The organism is Flavobacterium sp. GW823-FHT04A11 (assembly GCF_058796535.1).
In genome coordinates this window covers 3170627-3193172 of the sequence record NZ_CM179503.1, presented here as the reverse complement: position 1 = coordinate 3193172, position 22546 = coordinate 3170627, and the positions used below count along the sequence as shown (strand labels likewise).

At 34.3% G+C, this 22546-nt stretch carries 20 protein-coding genes; 5 read left to right on the top strand and 15 right to left on the bottom strand.

Features of this window, described 5'->3' with window-relative positions:
* Positions 1 to 45: 45 nt before the first annotated feature.
* Entirely contained in the window at positions 46 to 1086 is a 1041-nt protein-coding gene (locus AC3QL1_RS13680; RefSeq protein WP_492492139.1) for an agmatine deiminase family protein, read from the bottom strand.
* 187 nt (positions 1087 to 1273) lie between these two features.
* On the opposite strand from AC3QL1_RS13680, the gene AC3QL1_RS13675 reads away from it, so the two are divergent.
* The gene (locus AC3QL1_RS13675; RefSeq protein ID WP_492492137.1) at positions 1274 to 2797 is read left to right on the top strand and encodes a choice-of-anchor I family protein; all 1524 of its coding nucleotides are present in this window, start codon (positions 1274 to 1276) and stop codon (positions 2795 to 2797) included.
* A gap of 222 nt (positions 2798 to 3019) precedes the next feature.
* Complete coding sequence (locus AC3QL1_RS13670; RefSeq protein ID WP_492492135.1) at positions 3020 to 4279, top strand: OmpA family protein; 1260 nt, start codon at positions 3020 to 3022, stop codon at positions 4277 to 4279.
* Positions 4280 to 4398: 119 nt separating this feature from the next.
* Here the strand turns inward: AC3QL1_RS13670 and AC3QL1_RS13665 are convergent, their stop codons facing one another.
* The 4 genes from AC3QL1_RS13665 to clpB all read right to left on the bottom strand — a co-directional run bounded on the left by AC3QL1_RS13665 (position 4399) and on the right by clpB (position 9446).
* Positions 4399 to 5289 (bottom strand): carbon-nitrogen hydrolase, encoded by an 891-nt coding sequence (locus tag AC3QL1_RS13665; protein WP_492492133.1) that lies wholly within the window; start codon positions 5287 to 5289, stop codon positions 4399 to 4401.
* A 244-nt stretch (positions 5290 to 5533) separates the two neighbouring features.
* Complete coding sequence (locus AC3QL1_RS13660) at positions 5534 to 6424, bottom strand: DUF808 domain-containing protein (protein WP_492492132.1); 891 nt, start codon at positions 6422 to 6424, stop codon at positions 5534 to 5536.
* Between the two features lie 107 nt (positions 6425 to 6531).
* A complete protein-coding gene (locus tag AC3QL1_RS13655; RefSeq protein ID WP_264537223.1) occupies positions 6532 to 6654 on the bottom strand; it encodes a hypothetical protein in 123 nt (40 codons plus the stop codon).
* Between the two features lie 188 nt (positions 6655 to 6842).
* Entirely contained in the window at positions 6843 to 9446 is a 2604-nt protein-coding gene (gene clpB / locus AC3QL1_RS13650) for an ATP-dependent chaperone ClpB (protein WP_492492130.1), read from the bottom strand.
* A gap of 211 nt (positions 9447 to 9657) precedes the next feature.
* Here clpB and ytxJ point away from each other — a divergent pair, with 211 nt between their 5' ends.
* Both ytxJ and AC3QL1_RS13640 read left to right on the top strand, forming a co-directional pair.
* Positions 9658 to 10050, top strand: a complete 393-nt coding sequence (gene ytxJ, locus AC3QL1_RS13645; RefSeq protein WP_492492128.1) for a bacillithiol system redox-active protein YtxJ — start codon at positions 9658 to 9660, stop codon at positions 10048 to 10050.
* A 4-nt stretch (positions 10051 to 10054) separates the two neighbouring features.
* Positions 10055 to 10597, top strand: a complete 543-nt coding sequence (locus AC3QL1_RS13640) for an HD domain-containing protein (RefSeq protein WP_492492127.1) — start codon at positions 10055 to 10057, stop codon at positions 10595 to 10597.
* A gap of 67 nt (positions 10598 to 10664) precedes the next feature.
* Here the strand turns inward: AC3QL1_RS13640 and AC3QL1_RS13635 are convergent, their stop codons facing one another.
* Positions 10665 to 11834: a hypothetical protein gene (locus tag AC3QL1_RS13635; protein WP_492492125.1), complete on the bottom strand. Its 1170-nt coding sequence runs from the start codon at positions 11832 to 11834 to the stop codon at positions 10665 to 10667.
* Positions 11831 to 12829: a DUF2157 domain-containing protein gene (locus AC3QL1_RS13630; RefSeq protein ID WP_492492123.1), complete on the bottom strand. Its 999-nt coding sequence runs from the start codon at positions 12827 to 12829 to the stop codon at positions 11831 to 11833. Before AC3QL1_RS13630 ends, AC3QL1_RS13635 begins: the two co-directional genes overlap by 4 nt.
* A 273-nt stretch (positions 12830 to 13102) precedes the next feature.
* Here AC3QL1_RS13630 and AC3QL1_RS13625 point away from each other — a divergent pair, with 273 nt between their 5' ends.
* Complete coding sequence (locus AC3QL1_RS13625; RefSeq protein ID WP_492492121.1) at positions 13103 to 14095, top strand: pectate lyase family protein; 993 nt, start codon at positions 13103 to 13105, stop codon at positions 14093 to 14095.
* A 75-nt stretch (positions 14096 to 14170) separates the two neighbouring features.
* Here AC3QL1_RS13625 and argH read toward each other — a convergent pair whose 3' ends face one another.
* The 8 genes from argH to AC3QL1_RS13585 form a co-directional block, all read right to left on the bottom strand.
* The gene (argH, locus tag AC3QL1_RS13620; protein ID WP_492492120.1) at positions 14171 to 15451 is read right to left on the bottom strand and encodes an argininosuccinate lyase; all 1281 of its coding nucleotides are present in this window, start codon (positions 15449 to 15451) and stop codon (positions 14171 to 14173) included.
* A gap of 91 nt (positions 15452 to 15542) precedes the next feature.
* The gene (locus tag AC3QL1_RS13615) at positions 15543 to 16613 is read right to left on the bottom strand and encodes a M20 family metallo-hydrolase (RefSeq protein WP_492492119.1); all 1071 of its coding nucleotides are present in this window, start codon (positions 16611 to 16613) and stop codon (positions 15543 to 15545) included.
* 215 nt (positions 16614 to 16828) lie between these two features.
* The gene (gene argB, locus AC3QL1_RS13610; protein ID WP_492492117.1) at positions 16829 to 17602 is read right to left on the bottom strand and encodes an acetylglutamate kinase; all 774 of its coding nucleotides are present in this window, start codon (positions 17600 to 17602) and stop codon (positions 16829 to 16831) included.
* 101 nt (positions 17603 to 17703) lie between these two features.
* Positions 17704 to 18651: an N-acetylornithine carbamoyltransferase gene (locus AC3QL1_RS13605; RefSeq protein ID WP_492492116.1), complete on the bottom strand. Its 948-nt coding sequence runs from the start codon at positions 18649 to 18651 to the stop codon at positions 17704 to 17706.
* Between the two features lie 85 nt (positions 18652 to 18736).
* Positions 18737 to 19126 (bottom strand): GxxExxY protein, encoded by a 390-nt coding sequence (locus AC3QL1_RS13600; RefSeq protein WP_492492114.1) that lies wholly within the window; start codon positions 19124 to 19126, stop codon positions 18737 to 18739.
* Between the two features lie 108 nt (positions 19127 to 19234).
* A complete protein-coding gene (gene proB, locus AC3QL1_RS13595) occupies positions 19235 to 19996 on the bottom strand; it encodes a glutamate 5-kinase (RefSeq protein WP_492492112.1) in 762 nt (253 codons plus the stop codon).
* A 99-nt stretch (positions 19997 to 20095) separates the two neighbouring features.
* Positions 20096 to 21289: a glutamate-5-semialdehyde dehydrogenase gene (locus AC3QL1_RS13590; protein WP_492492110.1), complete on the bottom strand. Its 1194-nt coding sequence runs from the start codon at positions 21287 to 21289 to the stop codon at positions 20096 to 20098.
* A gap of 92 nt (positions 21290 to 21381) precedes the next feature.
* A complete protein-coding gene (locus AC3QL1_RS13585; protein ID WP_492492109.1) occupies positions 21382 to 22515 on the bottom strand; it encodes an aspartate aminotransferase family protein in 1134 nt (377 codons plus the stop codon).
* Between the last annotated feature and the right edge of the window lie 31 nt (positions 22516 to 22546).

Genomic DNA, 22546 nt, shown 5'->3' with positions numbered 1-22546 from the left:
CAATTAAATCTAAAAAAACTTTGCGACTTTGTGCCTTAGTGGCAATTAAGCCGGAATCTGTTGACTCAAGCAATGTAATGTTCCGAATCCCCAAATGAAATCGATACAGCTTATTCCTATTACTTCTCTGTCCGGGAAACATTCTGATAATATATTTAAGGCAACTCTATCATTGCTATCATTGAACGTAGGAACCAACACACAATTGTTCAGAATTAAGAAATTAGCATAACTCGCCGGTAATCTTAAATCTTCAAAATCTACACGTTTTGGCATTGGTAATGCAACAATTGTTGGCGATTTTCCGTCTTCTAGTTTTGCATTTTGCAAACGTTTCAAATTATCCTGTAATGGTTTGTAATTTGAATCATTTTTGTCTGTTTCTACAATTATAACGATGGTGTCTTCATTTACAAATCGGCATAAATCATCGATATGTCCGTGAGTATCATCGCCTTCTATTCCGTCTCCAAGCCAAATTACGTTGGTAACGCCAAGATATTCTTTAAATACAGCTTCGTAATCTTCTTTGGTAAAATTTTGATTTCGAACCTGAATTGATGGATGCATCAAACATTCTTCTGATGTTAATAAAGTTCCTTTTCCGTTTACATCGATCGCACCGCCTTCAACAATTACGGGTTTTCCTTTATACATCACTTGTGTAAGCGGAACATCAATAAAATCAGCCACTTTAGACGGAACAAATTTATCTAATTGATAGTTTTTGTATTTTGCCCATCCATTAAAATTAAAATTTAAAGCTTCTCTTTTCGAACCATTTTTTACGATAATTGGACCAGAATCACGCATCCAGCTTCTGTTTGTTTTATGAATAATAAAGGAAACATTGGCAATATTTACACGAGCGCTTTCAAGCATTCCGGCTACTTTTTCTTTTAGTTTTTCATCGGCTACGACCAAAAAAACTGTTTCAAAAGTGGCTACTTTTTTAATAAACTCTACAAAAGCCCATTGAACTGCTTCATATTTTCCCGGCCAATCATTTCCGTTATGCGGAAAACACAATACAATTCCTTGTTGTTTCTCCCATTCTGCCGGAAATCTTCTATTATTTGCTGTCATAAAAAGTTTCTAAAATTAAAAGTGTACAAAGATAAACATTCGTGAGGATAATAAAATAGTATAAAACACTCAGATCTGTATTTAGGAAAAATATCTTCTAAAATTAAGTTAAAGATTAAATAATGAAGCCTTAATATACGCTCCACAATCAGGAATTACTTTTGGCGAAACTAAAAACTAAAATAATATGAAAAAATTAAGTCTTTCATTATTAGCATTAATGACAATTTTCGCAAGTTGTAATAATGACGATAATTCTAACAACGAAGAACCAGAAGTTGTTGTCAATGAAAATCCTGCAACCTTTAAAGAAATTGGTTCTGTAACCATTGGCGGAGAAGCTGCAGCAGAAATTTCTGCTTATGATGAAAAAACTAAAAGATTATTTACAGTTAACAATAGCGAAACAAATCAAATTGATGTAATTGATATTTCTGATCCGACAAAACCAACCAAAATTGGTAAAATTGATTTAACTTCTTATGAAGGTGCTTCAAACAGTGTTTCTGTTTTTGATGGAAAATTGGCTGTTGCTTTAGAATCAACTGTTAACAAACAAGCAAACGGAAAAGTTGTTGTTTTCAACACTTCTGATTACAGTTTAATCAAACAAGTTACGGTTGGTGCTTTGCCTGATATGATTACTTTTTCGCCAGACGGAAAATATATTATGACGGCTAACGAAGGCGAACCAAGCACAGACTATTTACAAGATCCAAACGGAACAATTTCTATTATCGATGTAACTAATAATTATGCTGTTACTACTTTAGATTTCTCTTCTTTTAGTAGTCAGGCTACAACTTTACAAAAAGAAGGTTTCAGAATTTCGAAGTTTGCAAAAAGTTTTGCTCAGGATATTGAGCCGGAATATGTAACTATTTCTGATGATTCGAAAACTGCTTGGGTAACTTTACAGGAAAATAACGGTGTTGCAAAAGTAGATTTAACTTCAAAAACAATTATAGCAATTTATCCTTTAGGTTTTAAAGATTATAATACTGCTGATAATGCAATTGACGTAAGCGATAAGGACGACAAAGTTGCTTTTAATCCTTGGAAAGTAAAAGGTATGTTTATGCCGGATGCTATTAGTCATTTTTCTGCAAATAATGTTCCTTATTTTGTTACTGCCAATGAAGGTGATACAAGAGAATATACTGCTTATACTGATTTTAAAAGAATGAAAGACATGACGTTAGACGCAACTGTTTTTCCTGATGCTGCTACTTTAAAATTAGAAACTAATTTGGGAAGATTAAATCTTGTTGCTGATATGGGAGATACTGACGGCGACGGAGATCTTGACGAAATGGTTTCTTTTGGAGCGCGTTCTTTTACAATATGGAATGGAAATACCGGAAAAATCGTTTATGACAGCAAAAATGATGTTGACAAAAAAACATATGAATTAGGTACTTATGATGATAAACGCAGCGATGACAAAGGTTCTGAACCGGAAGCTGTGGTTGTTGCAAAAATGGGAAATCAGAATATATTATTTGTAGGTTTAGAAAGATCTGATGCTTTTATGACGTATGATGTTACAAATCCTGCTGCTCCTCAATATTTACAAACTGTAAAAACCGGTGATGCACCAGAAGGAGTTTTATTTATTCCTGCATCTAAAAGTCCAACAAAAAGAAGTTTGCTTGTTGTAAGCAGCGAGGGTGACGGAACTGTAAAAATCTTCCAACCGGATTTGAAGTAATTCTTCCTCTTTAAATATCAAAAAAGGGACAAATAATATTTGTCCCTTTTTTTGTTTTCTTACATTTTTAGATTTCTTTAACTAATTCTCATAAAAATCAGCCAAAAGGTGGGAATTATATAAAATCGCCATGAAATCTATGGAACACGCGATGCTTATCATTATTTTAAGTTTGTCATGAGTTTAAAAAAACTTACAAAATCAAATTTAAATTAAGATATCATGAAAAAGAAATTAGCTTCAGTAACGCTATTATTACTATCAATTGCAGCAAGTGCACAAAATATGGCAACTACATCAGCTCAACCAACTGTTGACAAACCTGCATATGATAAATGGTCTATCGAACTAAATGGTGGTGTAAACAAACCAACAAGAACAATGACTCCGGGTTATTCTACTGCAACACTTAATCCATTTCACGCAGATTTAGGTGTGAGATATATGTTTAGTCCAAAATTTGGGGTAAAATTAGATGTTGGTTACGATCAATTTAAGGAAAGAGATGATACTCCTGACTTCGAAAGCAGATATGTTAGAGCAAGTTTACAAGGTGTTGTAAACATTGGACGAGCTTTAAATTTTGAAACGTGGACTAACACAATTGGTGTATTAGCGCATGGTGGATTTGGAGTTTCGCAAATAAGCACTGAAACCGGCTTTGGAGGACAAGATTACATGGGGCACGGAATCCTTGGATTAACGGGACAAATCAAACTAAGTAATCGTGTTGCTTTAACAGGAGATCTTACGGGAATTGTTAATGGAAGACAAAACTGGAATTTTGACGGAATGGGGAACACAACAACCGGTTCGTTTGACGGAGTTTTATTAAACGCTTCTGTAGGTTTGACTTTTTACCTGGGTAAAAATGGAAAACATGCGGACTGGGTTGGTGAAGAAGACAGATATGATGAGTTAGAACAAAGAGTTGGATTGATCGAAACTGGTCTTTTGGATACTGATAAAGACGGTGTTGCTGATTTATATGATCTTGAACCAAACACAATTACAGGAGTTGCTGTAAATACAAAAGGACAATCTATTGATAATAACCAAAATGGTGTTCCGGATGAATTAGAAAGCTACCTAGAGAAAACTTACGGACAAAATGGTAAAGGTGCAACAAATAGTACTGTTGAAGAATTAATTAACGGAGGATATGTAAACGTATACTTTGATTTTAACTCTTCTAAACCAACAAATGCTTCTTTATCCGGTGTTGATTTCTTAGTGAAATATTTGAAAAATAATCCAGGTAAATCGGCTGATATTATTGGATATGCTGACGAAATTGGAAACTCAAGCTATAACACTGAATTATCAAGAAAAAGAGCTGAAGCTGTGAAAAAAGTGGCTATAAACGCTGGAATTGATGCTTCAAGATTGAATGTTATTGCTAATGGTGAAGATACTTCTGTGAATAAAAATTCTAAAGAAGCTCGTCAAATCGTGAGAAGAGTAACTTTCCAAGTGAAATAATTCTAAAAAGAATAGATCTAGAAAAGGCAGTTTCAATAATTTGAAACTGCCTTTTTTCTTTTAAATAAAAAAAGGACAAAGTTTACGCTTTGTCCTTTTTTTGTATGCAGATAAATTAGTTATTTATCAATCGCTCTTTTTGTAATATCGCCAAAAGCATCAATTCTTCTGTCTCTGAAAAACGGCCAGTTCTGACGCACATTTTCCTGTAAATCTAAATCTACTTCGGCAATAAGAATTTCTTCTTTATCGTGAGATGCCTGAGCTAAAATTTCACCTTGAGGCCCAGCGATAAAGGAAGCACCCCAAAACTGAATTCCGTCAGTTCCGTCAATATATTGCTCTAAACCAATTCTGTTTGCAGCAGCTACGAAAACTCCGTTTGCAACAGCGTGACCTTTCATAACGTTCATCCAGGCTCCGTATTGGTTTTCTCCGTATTGTTCTTTTTCTTTTGGATGCCATCCAATTGCTGTTGGGTAGAATAAAACTTCCGCACCTTTTAAAGCAGTAATACGAGCTGCTTCCGGATACCATTGATCCCAGCAGATTAATGTTCCAACTGTTCCTTTTTTAGTTTCAATCGCCTGAAAACCTAAATCTCCCGGAGTGAAATAGAATTTTTCATAGAAATGCGGATCGTCCGGAATATGCATTTTGCGGTATAATCCGGCTTCTGTTCCGTCTGCATCAATAATGTAGGCGCTGTTGTGGTAAATTCCGGCCATTCTTTTTTCGAAGAAAGGAACAATAATTACAACTCCTAATTCTTTTGCCAATTCGCTAAAAGCAATAAAAGAAGTACTGTAAAGTGGTTCTGCTAATGCAAAATTGTCTACATCTTCGCTTTGGCAAAAATAATGGCTGCTATATAATTCCGGCAATAAGATAACTTCTGCGCCTTTATTGGCTGCGTCTCTTACCCAGCTGATACATTTTTTAAGATTATTTTCGGCTACGTCGTTAAGATTTAACTGAACAACGGCAATTTTATATTTTCTGTTTGGCATGTCATAAAATTTAGAGTGCAAAAATAGTAATTTTTAGAGGAATGACAAAGCAGGTTAAGATTGCCTTATGAAAACTAAAACTTCTGCTCTAGCCCTGATAGCAGCGGTATCCTTTTTCTTGTTTCTTTAACAAGGAAAAGATATAGCGAATAGCGGGACAAAACGTTTTATGAAAAATGATTTTTCTGCTTCAAAAAAAAACACCGGCCTTTCGACTGGTGTTTTACTATATTTTGATATGAGCTTAAACTGCAGATTGTTTCTTTTTAAAGATCTTTTTAAAAAGATTTATAATTCCTAAAACTACAAAACCTAATACGAGACCAATTACAAATTCTTTTATAATTGTCGGCAATTTAATTGTAGGTACGATATGGTGAAAAAACGGAATATAATGTACGAAGATACCGCCGGCAACTAAAATTAAAGCTATTGTACCTATAACGGTTAAACTTTTAATGACTAACGGAAGCGCTTTTACCAGTATATTACCAATAAATTTTGAGATACTTTTTTCTCTTTTACTAAACTTAATAAGCTTATAACCAGCTTCATCCATTCTAACAATAAGAGCTACAATTCCGTAAACTCCTATCGTTGCAATTACGGCAATGATTGAAGTTACGATTATTTGTTGTGTCAGAGGTTGTCCAATAACGGTTCCTAAAGCTATAATTACAATTTCTACAGATAATATAAAATCGGTTACAATTGCTGATTTTATTTTGCCTTTTTCTGCGGCTAAAATTTCTTCTTCGGTTAAAACTTCTTCCGTAATTCCCTCAGATTCTTCATGCTCGTGCGGGAAAATGAATTCGTAGATTTTTTCGGCTCCTTCATAAGCTAAAAATAGTCCGCCAAGAACCAGAATAACAATAATTGCAACAGGTAAAAATGCACTTAATAAAAAAGCGATTGGCAAAATGATAATCTTATTAAGAAGTGAACCTTTGCTAATGGCCCAAAGTACAGGAAGTTCTCTTGATGAAGCAAATCCTGAAGCTTTTTCGGCATTTACAGCTAAATCGTCGCCAAGAATACCGGCAGTTTTTTTTGCTGCCACTTTACTCATTACTGCAACATCATCCATAATTGCTGCGATATCATCTAATAGTACGAAAAAACCTGATGCCATTCTGTTTCTTATTTATGATCTGTGCCTTATTTGAAATAGTAATTCAAGAAGACAATTTAAATTTTTACTTCTGCGAATCTACCACTTTTGCTTTAATTTATCCTTATTTAACGGCTACATTGTCCCAAAAGAACCCAAATAATTATAAAAACCAAAATTGTTCCGAAGCATCCGCCTCCTAATTTTTTTGCACCGTAACCTGCCAATAATCCTCTAAATAAGTTATTCATAATACTTTAGTTTAAATTAAAATTTTAATATTAGTTAAATTGTAATGTAAAGATCTGAACTTAAAAAAGATTTTTTTTTATATCAATATGAAGAAAAGTTTCATTATTCACGGTTAGTAATTTTATTGCATAAAAAAACACCAGCATCTCTGCTGGTGTTTCCTTCTCAAAAAAATAAAATCAAATAATTATTTTACGGTTTCTGTCTGATTTCTAAAAACCAGTTTCCCATCAAACGCATCAATTAAAATAATACTGTCAGTTGTAATATTTCCTGCCAGGATTTCTTTAGACAATTGATTTAAAACTTCTCTCTGAATTACTCGTTTTACAGGTCTTGCACCAAATTCAGGATCAAAACCTTTGTCTGAAAGATATTTGATTCCCTCCGGAGTTGCATCCATTGTAATGCCTTGTAATGCCAGCATTTTACTAACACTTTTCAGCTGTAAACTCACAATTCTCGAAATATTATCGACTGTTAATGGCGTAAACATTACGATTTCGTCAATACGATTTATAAATTCGGGACGAACGGTTTGTTTCAATAATCCTAAAACTTCCACTTTTGCAGCTTCGGTTGCGGCTTCAACACTTCCTTTCAGGTTTTCAAATTTCTCTTGTATAATCTGACTTCCCATGTTAGAGGTCATAATGATAATCGTGTTTTTAAAATCAGCCAGACGACCTTTGTTATCCGTTAATCGGCCTTCATCAAGAACCTGCAATAAAATATTGAAAGTATCCGGATGCGCTTTTTCGATCTCATCTAACAAAATCACAGAATATGGTTTTCTACGCACGGCTTCTGTTAATTGCCCGCCTTCATCATAACCTACATATCCCGGAGGCGCACCAACTAAACGGCTCACACTATGGCGTTCCTGATACTCACTCATATCGATACGCGTCATGGCATTTTCATCATCAAAAAGATATTCTGCCAAAGCTTTTGCCAACTCTGTTTTACCAACTCCGGTTGTTCCTAAAAATAAGAACGTTCCAACCGGTTTTTTCATATCCTGCAATCCGGCGCGGCTTCTGCGAACAGCGTCACTCACGGCTTCAATCGCTTCTTCCTGACCAACAACTCTTCTGTGCAATTCTTCTTCAAGATGAAGCAGTTTTTCTCTTTCTGTCTGAAGCATTTTCATTACCGGAATTCCGGTCCATTTTGCCACCACTTCGGCAATATCTTCACGGGTAACTTCTTCTTTAATTAACGAAGTTCCTGATTGGTATTCCTGCAATTGTTTCAATAAAACATCAAGACGTTCCTGTGCTTCTTTTATTTTTCCATAACGAATTTCAGCTACTTTTCCGTAATCTCCGTCACGTTCTGCGCGTTCTGCTTCGTATTTAAAATCTTCAATTTCTAATTTTACAGCCTGAATTCCGTCAACAACATCTTTTTCAGATTTCCATTTGGTGTAGATTTCGTTGCGTTCTTCTTTCAGATTAGCCAAATCCATATGCAGGATTTTAAGCTTGCTTTCTTCTTTTTCACGTTTAATGGCTTCAATTTCAATTTCCAACTGCATGATTCTTCGATCCAAAACATCCAGTTCTTCTGGTTTGGAATTGATTTCCATACGTAATTTAGAAGCTGCTTCGTCCATCAAATCGATCGCTTTATCCGGTAAAAAACGATTTGTAATATAACGTTGCGAAAGTTCAACAGCCGCAATAATAGCTTCATCTTTAATCTGAACTTTATGATGTGTTTCGTATTTTTCTTTGATTCCACGTAAAATCGAAATCGCACTTTCAGTATCCGGTTCATCAACCAAAACCTTTTGGAAACGACGTTCTAAAGCTTTATCTTTTTCAAAATATTTTTGATATTCATCTAAAGTTGTCGCTCCAATCGCTCTTAATTCTCCACGAGCCAAAGCCGGTTTCAAAATGTTGGCTGCATCCATTGCGCCTTCTCCTCCACCCGCGCCTACAAGCGTGTGAATCTCATCAATAAACAATACGATATCACCCTCTGCCGCTGTAACTTCTTTTACAACAGATTTTAAACGCTCTTCAAATTCTCCTTTATATTTTGCACCGGCAATAAGCGCTCCCATATCCAGAGAAAAAACAATTTTATCTTTTAAGTTTTCAGGCACGTCACCATCAACAATCCTGTGCGCTAAACCTTCTGCAATAGCAGTTTTACCAACTCCGGGTTCACCAACCAGCATCGGATTATTTTTCGTTCTACGAGTCAGAATCTGCAACACACGGCGAATTTCCTCGTCACGGCCAATAACCGGATCCAGTTTTCCTGTGCGTGCTAACTCGTTTAGGTTTTTAGCATATTTATTTAAGGCATTATACGTTTCTTCTGCCGAAGCCGATGTTACTCTTTCACCTTTTCTAAGCTCTTCAATAGTGGCTTTTAACCCTTTTCCGGTAACGCCCTGATCTTTTAAAATTTGGGCAACTTTACTTTTAGAATCAAAAATAGCAAGGATTAAATGCTCGATCGAAACGTATTCATCGTTCATTTTTTGCGCAATAATTTCAGCTTCATTCAAAGCTTTGTTTGCATCTCGCGAAAGCATGATATCGCCTCCCGAAACTTTTGGAAAACTCTGAATTGTACTGTCTAAAACTTGCAAGAACAATGGAACATTTACGTTGAGTTTTTTCAAAATAAATGGCGCTACATTTTCATCAACTTCAAAAATGGCTTTAAAAATGTGCTCATTTTCTATCTGTTGTTGTCCGTAACGCTGAGCCAACTGTTGTGATAACTGAATGGCTTCCTGAGATTTAGTAGTAAATTTATTTATATTCATATTTTTATACGATTTATGATTGATTTTTTTGTTTTTAAATTATTCGATAACATTAAAATTAGAATTTATTGCATCAAGTTTTAACTTTAAATAGGCTAACTTTGCTTGCATATTTCAAAATATATTCCATACTAAAATTACAGACAAAATGGCACTTAAAACAGCTTTTTAGCTAATTTTTAACGTCAAAAAGTCATAAAACAAGTCAAATATGAGTTTTTTAAATTCAATCTTCGGAAATTCAGAGAATACAGATTCTCCAAAAAGCAATATAAACTGGACAGAATTAACTGACGTATTACAGTTACAGGAAATTGAAGCCATATCGAATGAAAAGCCGGTTGTGATTTTCAAACATAGCACAAGATGCAGCATTAGCAGAATGGCTTTGAAACAATTTGAAAGAGAATTCGATTTAAACGATACAGTGGATGCCTATTTTTTAGATTTAATTGCACACCGCGATATTTCAAATGAAATTGCGCAAAGATTTAATGTATATCATGAATCTCCGCAATTAATTTTAATTAAAAACGGAAAAGCAGTTTACGATGTCTCACACAGCGATATTGATGCTGAGGCGTTGAAAAATAAAGTGTCGTAATTTTATGGATGTCCAGACGGCTTATCAAAAAACAATAATTTTTGCCACTCTCAAACATTTAGAAAATAATCAGACTATTGGAGATTCCAATCTTCCTTATGTTATTCATTTGAGCAATGTTGCGATGGAAATTTTAATTGCGTCAAATCATACAGCAGATTTTGACTTATATTATGCCACTCAGGTTGCATTATTGCACGATACTTTAGAGGATACCAATACAACATTTGAAGAATTAGAGCGTGAATTTGGAATTGAAGTTGCCGAAGGAGTTTCTGCTTTGACAAAAAACGACAATTTACCAAAAGAAGAAAAGATGCTGGACAGCCTAAAAAGAATTTCAAAACAGAGAAAAGAAGTCTGGGCTATAAAATTGGCAGATAGAATTACAAATCTGCAGAAACCACCGAAAAGCTGGGATAATCTTAAAAGAATAAATTACAGAAAAGAAGCTTTAATTATTTTAGAGAAATTAAAAGGCGGAAACGAGTATTTAGAAAATCGCCTGAAAATAAAAATAGAAGAATACGAACAATATCTTGATTAACCTTATTCTTTAATGAAATAAAAAACGCTGCAAATTGAAATTGCAGCGTTTCGTTTTTTATTACTATTTAAAAGCTTCCATCGGAACCACCACCGCTAAATCCTCCTCCTCCAAAATCCATTGGAGAATCTGTTTTAATTTCTGGTTTTAAACCAAATGTCGAAGCGACTATTAAAGTTTGCGCATTTAAGAAAGCATTCGAATTATTGATTCTGTCCGGTTTAAATGTCAATCCGTTTTCTTTATTTTTTAATTTTTGAATGGAGAAATATGCAATTCCAAATAATACTAATCCACCAAGCGTCAAAGCAACTTCAATTGGCAAAACTGAGTAATAAAATCGGATTGTAAAAATGGTGAAAGCAATGGCTAAAAAGCTGATCCAAAGCATAATTCTGTCTTTTGTTTTTAATGCCTGGACAAGATAAACTATTGGAACAATAAGCGTAAAAGCATAAAAGAAATAAGCAAACGGAATATCCTGCCCGGGAAGAACATCTGTTCCTAAAAGTTCTGACGAAAGTTCTCTTACAACCAAATAGTTACAAGAAAGATAAAACAGCACCAAACAGAAACTATTGGCAAATAAAAGTCCGCTATAATAATAAACTTCACTCAGATTTTTGATGCTTTTCTTTGTAAAAAAATAAAATCCGGCTGAAACTAACATTGCAGCAAAAGGCAAAATTGATTTTCCGATATCTCCAATTTCATACAATCCAAAAAATAAAACTGCTGTGCACGACAAACAAAATACAACCATCGAAGGCAAATGCAAATATCGTTTATAGGTTATAAATGAAGCTATTGCAACAACTATGGCAGGGACTAAACCTGTATTAAAGTCTTCTGTAGTTAAAAAGACTGCTCCGCCAATATTTAAAAGTATTCCTAAAATAAAAGCATCGTCTAAGCCGTGTCTGTAAAATTTTTGATTGGCTAATAATTCTGCACCCACAATACCAATTATGACAAAAAGATAACAGCAAATTTTAAAGAAACTTTCTGCACCGGATAATCCTACCAGTGAAATCATACTGCAAATGGATGAATACAGAAATGATCCCAGTAAAAAGAAGCCCAAGCGAACTAAAATATTGTTTTGAACCTTGAATGAGGGCAATTCATTTTTAATGATTTTCTTTTGCTCTTTGCTTATAAATCCTGCATTTTCAAGAGAATCTGCTTCTTCAATTAAAGCTAAATTGTTTAGTAAATTTTTATCGTGTATAATCATTCGGCGATTTCTTTATTGAAGTTTTTAATTAGTTTGATAAACAACACGATCGAAACTATAAAATAAGCGGGTAAAAGGATAATAAATAACATCCATATATCAGAAAAGTCAATTTTTTCAAAGATTCTGAATATAAAAATATTAATTCCGATGTAAGCATAAATAATCATAAAAACGTAGAGCGAAATTGCTTTAAGCTGATGACTTATTTTGTAAAAATAAACAGAAGAACCTGCCAAAATTAAAGCAAAAAGAAACCAGATCATTTCATCTCCAACCATATTACTTATCGACGTAATACTTATAATATGAAGTGCAAATGTGAGATAAACCAGAGCAAAATGAGTTTTTAAATTGTTTTTGAAACTGTAAATCGTCCAGGCAATAAGCAAAACTCCCAAACCAATCGCCGAATAACTCAAACTTTGATTCGCATAAAAATTATTACTATCATTGAAAATATCCTGTGGCGTAACCGAAAGACCAATATAAGCCGCTAAACCTGTAACCGCAATGGTTAAAACGCTTTTGTTATCGAAATAATAAGCACAAAAAAAGCTGACAATTGTGGGAACTAAAGTTGCGACACCATAATGCGTTCCAAAAGCCTCATATTGAAACTGCACATAGCCTATAAAAATACAAGTCAGAATGTTGGCAATCAAAACCAGATATTCAAGAAACGGAATTTCAAATGTGGTTTCTATTTTTTGAAAACCTTTCGAATTTTTAAAACAGTAATAAAAACAACCGCAGGTAATCGCAAATAAAATAGAAAGTAAAGCGATGTGACCAATGCTATCGATATTATCGTAAATAAGAATCCCTATTCCGGAAGTAAACATTAAAACTGCGATAGATAGCAAAAGTTTTAATTCTACATTTAAGGAGAAAATATTCAGACTTCGGTATTGCTTAATTTCCTGAAACTGGTTTTCAGTTATGAGATTTCTTTCTAAAAGCGATATAGTAGCCTTATTATCAAACTTATTCATAATTTATCTTTAAAAGGTCTTAATCAAAAATAGTCTTTTTGTTTGAATAAAACTTATTAAAATGTCTTACAAATTATTTAGTAATTGAGAATTATAATAATATTTTACAAAAATTATTAATTGTAAACTATATTAAATTAAATTCGTGCAATCGATTACATTAAAAAACTATCTAAACAAAAACCACAAAAAATTATTTTACAAATGAAAAAAAACATTCTTTTACTCTTTCTATTATTTAGCCTATCTAATCTTTCCGCACAAAATTATTTTATGAATTCTCCTGAAGGATTTGGTGCTGCAACTACAGGCGGCGGGAATTCTGCTCCGGTGATTGTTAGCACTTACACTGATTTGGCAGCAAAAATAAAATCTGATACCCCGGCTGTAATTTTGGTGTCGGGAATAATTACCATTCCAAGTGGAAAACCTATTCAGGCAGTTGTCACCAATAAAACAATAATTGGTTTGCCGGGTGCAAAACTTGTCAATGAAAATCAATCAAATCCCGGAGCCGGAATTTTGTATTTAAAAACCGGATCTGATAATGTGATTATAAGAAATCTAATTTTTATTGGCCCGGGATCGTATGACATTGACGGACAAGATAATCTAACGGCAGATTGCACGAATCTTTGGGTAGATCACTGCGAGTTTCAGGATGGCCAGGACGGAAATTTTGACAATAAAGGAAAAGCGGATAATGTCACTATTTCCTGGTGTAAATTTACATATTTGAAAATGGCAAAATCCGGAGGTTCCGGTGGCGCTGATAATCACAGTTTCAGCAATTTAATTGGTTCAGGCAAGAATGATTTCCCTGCTGATGGGCATTATAGTATTACCTTCAAAAATTGCTATTGGGCAGAAGGATGCAAACAAAGAATGCCTCGTGCCAGAAATGCTGAAATTCATATTTTAAATTGCTACTATAATACATCAGAAACCGGTTCTGTCGCAATTGGTTTAGGCGGAGGAGCTAAAAATTCAACGTGTTATGTGGAAGGTTGTGATTTTGCAAAAGTAGAAAAGGCTTTTAAAGAATATATCAGCACAGATGGAGGAACAGTTGGAATTGTTTTTGATCATTGCCGTAAAGGTTCTTCGGATTTTGGAACAGCAGTAAGCAAGCCAACTTATCCTTACACAACAATTCCGCTTGAAAAAGTAGAGGAATATGTCGCTAATAAATCGTGTGGCGCCGGAGCTACACTTCAGGTTAATTCTAATGGTTTAATTGCTACAAATTGCAGTAACAAAAGTTAAGCAGCGATTAATTTACATATAAAAAAAGCCGATTTGTAAATAATACAAATCGGCTTTTTTGTTGATGAAAGATGTTTAAAACGCTGCTTTCATTTTATCTTTAATAGCATCCAAACACAAATTATTAATACTGCCTTCGTGTGTGTGTTTTGTTTCTTTTGGAGATTGATACGTTCCGGCTTCCAATTGTTCTGCAACTGCTTTGTATGCATCTCTAAACGGCATTCCTGCTAAAACCATTTCATTTAAAGTATCAACTGTAAAAAGGTAATCGTATTTTTTATCTTTTAAAATGTTGTCTTTTACGGTAATATCCTTTACAGAAAAAATCGCAATATCCAGACATGCTTTTAAGTTTTGAAGCGCAGGAAATAAACCTTCTTTCAAAAGCTGTAAATCTCTGTGGTAACCACTTGGCAAATTATTGGTAATTAAGGTGATTTCGTACGGAAGCGCCTGAATCTTATTGCATTTCCCTCTGATTAATTCGAAAACATCAGGGTTTTTCTTGTGTGGCATAATGCTCGATCCTGTTGTAAGATGCGCCGGCAAGCCGATAAAATCAAAATTTTGGCTCATATACAAACAAACGTCCATTGCAAATTTTGATAAAGTTGCCGCAACACTGCTCATCGCAAATGCAACTGTTTTCTCTGCTTTTCCACGGCTCATTTGAGCGGCAACAGCGTTGAATTTCAATGTTTCAAAACCTAATTCCTGTGTTGTAAAAGTTCTGTTGATTGGGAAAGAACTTCCGTAACCTGCCGCAGAACCTAATGGGTTCTGGTCTACGATTATTGAAGCTGCATTCAGCATCGTTACATCATCAATTAAACTTTCTGCGTAAGCAGAAAACCACATTCCGAATGACGATGGCATGGCGATTTGCAAGTGTGTATATCCCGGCAATAAAACATTTTGGTGTTTCTCTGCCGATTCAATTAACAAGTCAAACAATGTTTTAACTTGTTCTTTTAAAGCTTTTAACTCATCTTTTAAATATAAATGGACGTCTACTAAAACCTGATCGTTACGAGAACGGGCCGTGTGGATTTTCTTTCCGGCATCACCCAGTTTTACAGTTAAAAGATATTCGATTTTAGAATGTACATCTTCAAAACTATCTTCAATTTCGAAATTTCCGATTACAACATCAGCGATGATTTCGTTTAAAGCATCAACTAAAGAAGTCGTTTCTTCCTGAGTTAACAAACCAATCTGCCCTAGCATTTTAGCATGTGCAATTGAACCTAAAGCATCATATTTTGCGAGTACCAAATCAAGCTCACGATCGTTTCCAACGGTGAAATGTTCGATTTGTTTATCTGTTGGTATTCCTTTTTCCCAAAGTTTCATAGGTAGTATTTTTTTTCGCCACGAATTCACGAATTATTTTTGATAATCTATGAAGATATAAATTCGTGAATTCGTGGCGGTTTTTCTTTTCTTATAATTTAAAGAAATCAGTTAGTATTTTGATATACAAGTCGACTCCTTCTTCGATTTCGTTGATGAAAATAAATTCGTCTGCTGAATGTGACCGTAATGTTTCTCCTGGTCCTAATTTTAATGACTGACAACTCAAAACAGATTGATCTGAAAGTGTTGGTGAGCCGTAAGTTGTTCTTCCTAAAGCGATTCCGGCCTGAACTAAACCGTGTGCAACCGGAATTGATGACGCATTTAAATGCATTGATCTTGGTGTAACTTCGGCGTTTACATTGGCTTTTACCACTTCCAGAATTTCGGTATTTGAGTAACGATCCGTTACACGAATATCAACAACTAAATCACATTCTGATGGAACGACATTATGCTGTTTTCCGGCGCTGATTTGCGTTACGGTCATTTTTACGGGACCTAAAACATCTGAGATTTTATCGAATTTATAGTTTTTAAACCATTCCATTACCGGAATTGCTTTGTATAATGAATTATCGTCGTTTTGATGTGCAGCGTGACTTGCGGTTCCTTTTACTTTTACGTCAAGAACTAACAAACCTTTCTCAGCCACAGCCAATTGCATTAAAGTTGGTTCGCCAACAATAGCGCAATCCAACTCCGGTAAATGTTTTAAAACGCTGTTTAAACCGTTTTTTCCGCTGCTTTCTTCTTCGGCGGAAGCCACAATTACAATATTATGAGATAAATTTTGATTTTCGTAAAAATGTACAAAAGTCGCCAGTAACGAAACTAAACATCCTCCGGCGTCATTGCTTCCCAGACCAAATAATTTTCCGTCTTCTTCGATAGCTTTAAAAGGATCGTTTGTATAAGCCTGATTCGGTTTTACGGTATCGTGATGAGAATTCAGCAAAAGTGTTGGTTTATTTTGGTCGAAATATTTATTGAAAGCCCACACATTATTGTTTTCTCTTTTAAAAGGGATTTCGTTTTGATTGAACCAATTCTCTATCAAAAGTGCCGTTTGATCTTCTTCACTTGAAAATGAAGGCGTTTCAATTAGATTTTTCAATAAGTTAATTGCCTCTTGGGTAAGCGTTTCTATATTTTTCATAGGTGTAGGTTCTTTGCCACGAAGGCACAAAGTCACAAAGTTTTTAATTGAATCTTTTAATCGATTTGTGACGATTTTAATTTGCGCAAATTTCTAAAATTAATATTTAAAATGCCTTGCGCGCTTGTATTTTTTTGCCACGAATTGCACAAATTTTCGCTAATTTTTTCTAAATCTTGATTCGTGAAAATTCGTGTAATTCGTGGCAACTCATTCTATAACGTAATTGTGGTGTGCAGAACATCTGGATTTTGAAGCATTTTATGATGCCCAATTTTGATTTTCTGAACGCCTCTTGATAAACTATTGAAGCAATTATCCAGTTTTGGAATCATTCCGGAATGGATTACTTTTTCTTCTTTTAGTTTATTGTATAATTTTTCGTTGATTTCTGTTATTACAGAATTATCATCTTCTGAATCCTGTAAAACACCTTGTTTTTCAAAACAATAGGTTAAAGTAACATCAAAAACTTCTGACAATGCAATTGATAATTCACTCGCAATTGTGTCAGCATTTGTATTTAATAATTGTCCGTTTTTATCGTGTGTAATCGCACAAAAAACTGGTGTAATTCCGGCTTCTAATAAAGTTGCTAATAATTTGGTATTGACTTGTTTTACATCGCCTACAAATCCATAATCGATTGTAGGGTGATTTCGTTTTGTCGATTGAATCAAATTCCCGTCAGCACCTGAAAAACCAATTGCGTTATTATCTTTTGCTTGCAATTGTGCCACAATATGTTTGTTGATTTGTCCGGCATAAATCATCACGACAACATCAAGCATTGGAGCGTCGGTAATTCGTCGTCCTTCAATCATTTGCGGAACCAAACCAATACTCTCCGCCATCTTTGTAGCCGATTTTCCACCGCCGTGAACTAAAACTTTATAACCTTCGATTTTAGAAAAATCAGTTAAGAATTGTTCTAACTCGGTTGGATTATCAATTATATTGCCGCCAATTTTTATTACTTTAACGTTCATTTCTTTCAAGGTTCATAGGAACAGAGCTTCATAGGAACAAAGGTTTTATTACGGTTTAAAAACCTCTGAACCTTTGTCTCTTTGAGCCTTTGTACCTCAAATTATAACTTTTTTAAAATTTTCTGTAAAACCAATTGTGCCGAATACGTTCTGTTATTCGCTTGTTGAATTACGATTGAATTTTCACTGTCGATCACTTCATCAGTCACAATAACATTACGACGAACTGGAAGGCAATGCATGAATTTTCCATTATTTGTCAAAGCCATTTTTTCTGCGGTAACAGTCCAGTTTGTATCACTGTTGGTTACTTTTCCGTAATCGTTGAAATTACTCCAGTTTTTCACGTAAACGAAATCAGCATTTTCAAATGCTTTATTTTGATCGTATTCTATTTTGCAGTCTTTAGTAATTTCAGGACTTAATTCGTAACCTTCTGGATGCGTGATTACAAAATCCATGTCTTCTTGCATTTGCATCATTTCTACGAATGAATTCGCAACTGCCTGAGGCAATGCTTTTGGATGCGGCGCCCACGAAAGCACTACTTTTGGTTTGTGTTTTGTCTTGTATTCTTCCATTGTAATGGCATCCGCCAAAGATTGCATTGGGTGACGCACAGCACTTTCCATGTTTACAATTGGCACAGTTGCATGTTTCAAAAATCCTGAAATTACCGTTTCAGCATAATCTTTTTCTTTGTCGACTAAACCTGCAAAAGCACGAATTGCAATAATATCACAATATTGAGAAACTACTTCTGCAGCTTCTTTTATATGTTCTGATGCTCCGGAATTCATTACGGCTCCGTCTTCGAATTCTAAAGTCCAGCCTTCGTTGGTAAAATTCATTACCATAACATTCATTCCTAAGTTTATAGCCGCTTTTTGAGTACTCAAACGCGTTCTTAAACTTGGGTTGAAAAATAACATTCCTAAGGTCTTATCTTTCCCTAATTTTTTATTTTTAAGCGGGTTCTTTTTTATTTTTAATGCGCTTTTTACCCATTTTGATAATGAGTCGATATCTTGTATTGAAATATAATTCATCTCTTTTTGTATTGTGTTATTTAGACGCGGATTAAACAGATTCGCTAAGCGAAAACGCGGATAAAAACTGATTTTTTCTTTTTTTTTACTTTCTTATTTTTCTGCTATTTTCGAAAACTTTCCGTTTGAATTCTGGTTTCTTTCCGAAATTTAAGAGTAAACCGACTTCACAATTTGTTCCTCTTAAATAATTTAATATTTGATTTTCAAAAGCTGGTGCAATACTATCAGCCGCTTTTAATTCAAGAATAACTAAATTTTCAACAATTAAATCTGCATAATATTCTCCAACTTCTATTCCTTTATAATAAACTTCTATTTTTCTTTGAGCTTCAACATTTAAACCTTTAGTTTTTAATTCCAAGTATAGAGAATTTAAATAAACTCTTTCTAAAAATCCATATCCTAATTCATTATATACTTCATAAAAAGTTTTAATAATAACATCGGTTAACTCTTCCTGTAACAATTCCATAATTTTAAAAATTTGAATGAAATATACTACATATTTATTAGAATTAAATAGAAAATCCGTTTTTTATCCGCGTTTTCGCGAAGCGAATCTGTCTCATCCGCGTCATAATCATACTATTTTTGTAAAAGGAATTTCGTCCTTCAAAGCTTTTAAAATAAAATTATCATTTAATCCATTCACAATCCAGGTTTCAATGTTGGCTGCTTTTGCAATTCCGGCGGCTTCGATTTTGGATTGCATTCCGCCTGTTCCGTGTGATGATTTTGATTCGCCGATTTCTTTTTCTAATACTTTCAGATCATTTACCAATTTAATGGTTTCAGGATTTTCATCGTGAATGGAATCTTTCGTGTAAATACCGTTTGTATTGGTTGCAATTATCAGAATATCAACATTTAGCAAAACCGCCGTTAATGCTGCTAATTTATCATTATCTCCAAACCGAATCTCATCTGTGGCAACGGTATCATTTTCATTAATAATCGGAATGTAATTGTTCTCGACCAAAACATTTATGGTATTGACAATATTTACTTTCGATTGCTCTTTTTCGAAATCAGAATAAGAAAGCAAACATTGAGAAGTCAATAATCCTAAATCGCTGAAATTTTCATGAAAAATCCGCATTAAATGGGGCTGACCAATTGATGCTAAAGCTTGTTTTAACGCAATTTCTTTGCCTTTACTTTCTAGTTTTACAAATTGTTTTGCGGCTGCGATTGCTCCTGAACTTACAATTACAAATTCGTAATCTTTGTTTAAAGCGGCGATTTGCATACCAATATCTTCGATCTTTCCCCGCGAAATATGGTTGGTTTCTTTGGTTAAAGTATTACTTCCTATTTTTAATAAAATCCGTTTTTTGCTCATGTTTTTCTAAGTGGCTAAGATTCTGAGATACTAAGAATCTAAGTTTTTTTTAATCTCAATTGGACATTTTCTAATTATCTAATTGACAAATTATCTCAATTATCTAATTTGCCCTTCCCCGTAAACGTACCATTTGTTTGTTACAAGATGTTGTAAACCAATTGGTCCGCGTTGATGCAATTTATCTGTACTTATCGCTAATTCACCGCCTAAACCAAATTGTCCTCCATCTGTAAAACGGGTTGACGCATTGTGATAAACGGCCGCAGCATCAATAGATTCCATAAATTTCTTTGCACTTTTGTCCTCTTTTGTAATTATTGCAGCTGAATGTCCGCCACAATATTTATTAATTTTTTCGATTGCATGTTCTTCAGAATCAATTGTTCCGATGACAATTTTATAATCCAGAAATTCTTCGTACCAAATATCTTCGTTTTGAAGTGTTTCCGTATTTTCGAAATTTTGTAATGACTTATCAACGATAACTTCCACTTTAGATTCTATTAAAGCTTCGATTAACATTGCTGTAAAACCTTCAAAATTGGGTAATTCTGAATCAATTAAAACTTTATCTAAAGCATTACAAGCTGATATTTTAGATGTTTTAGCATTTAAAATTACTTTTAAAGCCAAATCCGTATCAGCATCTTTATGAACGTAAACAAAATTATTTCCGCGTCCGCTTACAATTACCGGACAAGTTGCGTGCTTTTTGACAAACTCAATTAATTTTTCTCCTCCTCTCGGAACAATTAAATCTACTTTTTGAGTTGGTTTTTCTAAAAATTGCTGCGTTTCTTCCCGATTAAAATTGAGGTATTCAACCCAATCTTTCGAAACTCCATTTTCTTCAAGCGCCTGATGCCATAAAGCAACAATTTTTAAATTTGATCTTAAAGATTCTTTTCCTCCTTTTAATAAAATCTTATTTCCGGACTTAAAGGCAATTCCGCCAGCTTCAATCGTAACGTCGGGACGAGATTCGTAAATAATTAATATCGTACCAAAAGCAGCGGTTTTATTGACCACTTTGATTCCATTATCATGAACAAAATGAAAACGCTCAACTCCAACCGGATCTTCTTGCGAAGCCAATTGATTCAACGATAAAATCATCTCGTCGACTTTTTTATCATCAACTTTCAGGCGTTCTTCCATCGCTAAATCCGAGCCGTCATAAGCCAGTAAATCTTCCTTATTAGTGAGAATTATTTGACTCCGCTCCTCTCCGACCAGCTTTGCCATAGATCGCAAAACCAGATTGCGTTTTTCAATTGATAATGGATTCATTTTTTTGGTTTAATTGGTCAATTCGTGTAATCGTGTAATCGTTAATTCGTTTATTTGTTTAATCGATTAAACGATAAACGATTAAACAAACATTATAGTTCTTCCAAGCTTTCTTTTAAAGCTTTTACAAACGTATCAATATCAGCTTTTTTCACAGTTAATGGCGGTAAAATTCTCAACAGATTTTTGTTGTTGGCACTTCCTGTAAAAATATGTTTTTCGATAATTAGTTTTTTTCTCAACGCTGCAACATCAAAATCGAATTCGACTCCCAGCATTAAACCTTTTCCTTTTACTTGCTTGATTCCCGGAACTTCTTTGATTTTTTCTAAGAAATATGCATAAACTTCGTTTACATTTTTCTGCAAATCCAGTTTTTCAATTACATCCAAAACCGCAATTCCTGCTGCACAAGATAAGTGGCTTCCGCCGAAAGTGGTTCCTAATAATCCGAAACTTGCTTCAAATTTTGGAGAGATTAAAATGGCTCCTACCGGAAATCCATTACCCATTCCTTTTGCAACTGAAATAATATCAGCGTTGATTCCGTGATGTTGGAAAGCGAAGAATTTTCCACTTCTTCCGTAACCCGATTGCACTTCGTCTAAAATCAAAACAACATCATGTTTTTTACATGCTTTTTCCAAAGCCTGAAAAAATTCTGTTGTTCCCTGATCTAAACCTCCAACTCCCTGAATTCCTTCGATAATTACTGCTGTAACATCGCCTTTGGCCAATTCAGCTTCAACCAATTCGATTTGGTTCAGAGGTAAAAAAGTAACTATTTGCTGAGCATTGATTGGCGCAACGATTTTCTTATTATCTGTAACAGCAACGGCTGCAGAAGTTCTTCCGTGAAAAGAATTATCAAAAGCTACAACTCTTGATTTTCCGTTATGGAAAGAGGCTAGTTTTAATGCATTTTCGTTCGCTTCAGCTCCGGAACTGCATAAAAACAATTCGTAATCTTCTAATCCTGAAAGTTTACCTAATTTCTGAGCCAACTCAACTTGTAGGGGATTCTGAATCGCATTCGAATAAAATCCTAAATGATCTAATTGATTTTTTAGTTTTTCAACATAATCAGGTTGCGTGTGGCCAATCGAAATTACACCATGTCCGCTATATAAGTCTAAATATTCCACTCCGTTATTGTCTGTAATGGTGCAGTCTACTGCTTTTACAGGAGTTATGTCATAAAGTGGGTATACGTTAAATAAATTCATTTTTTGTTGTTTAATTGTTTAACCGTTCATT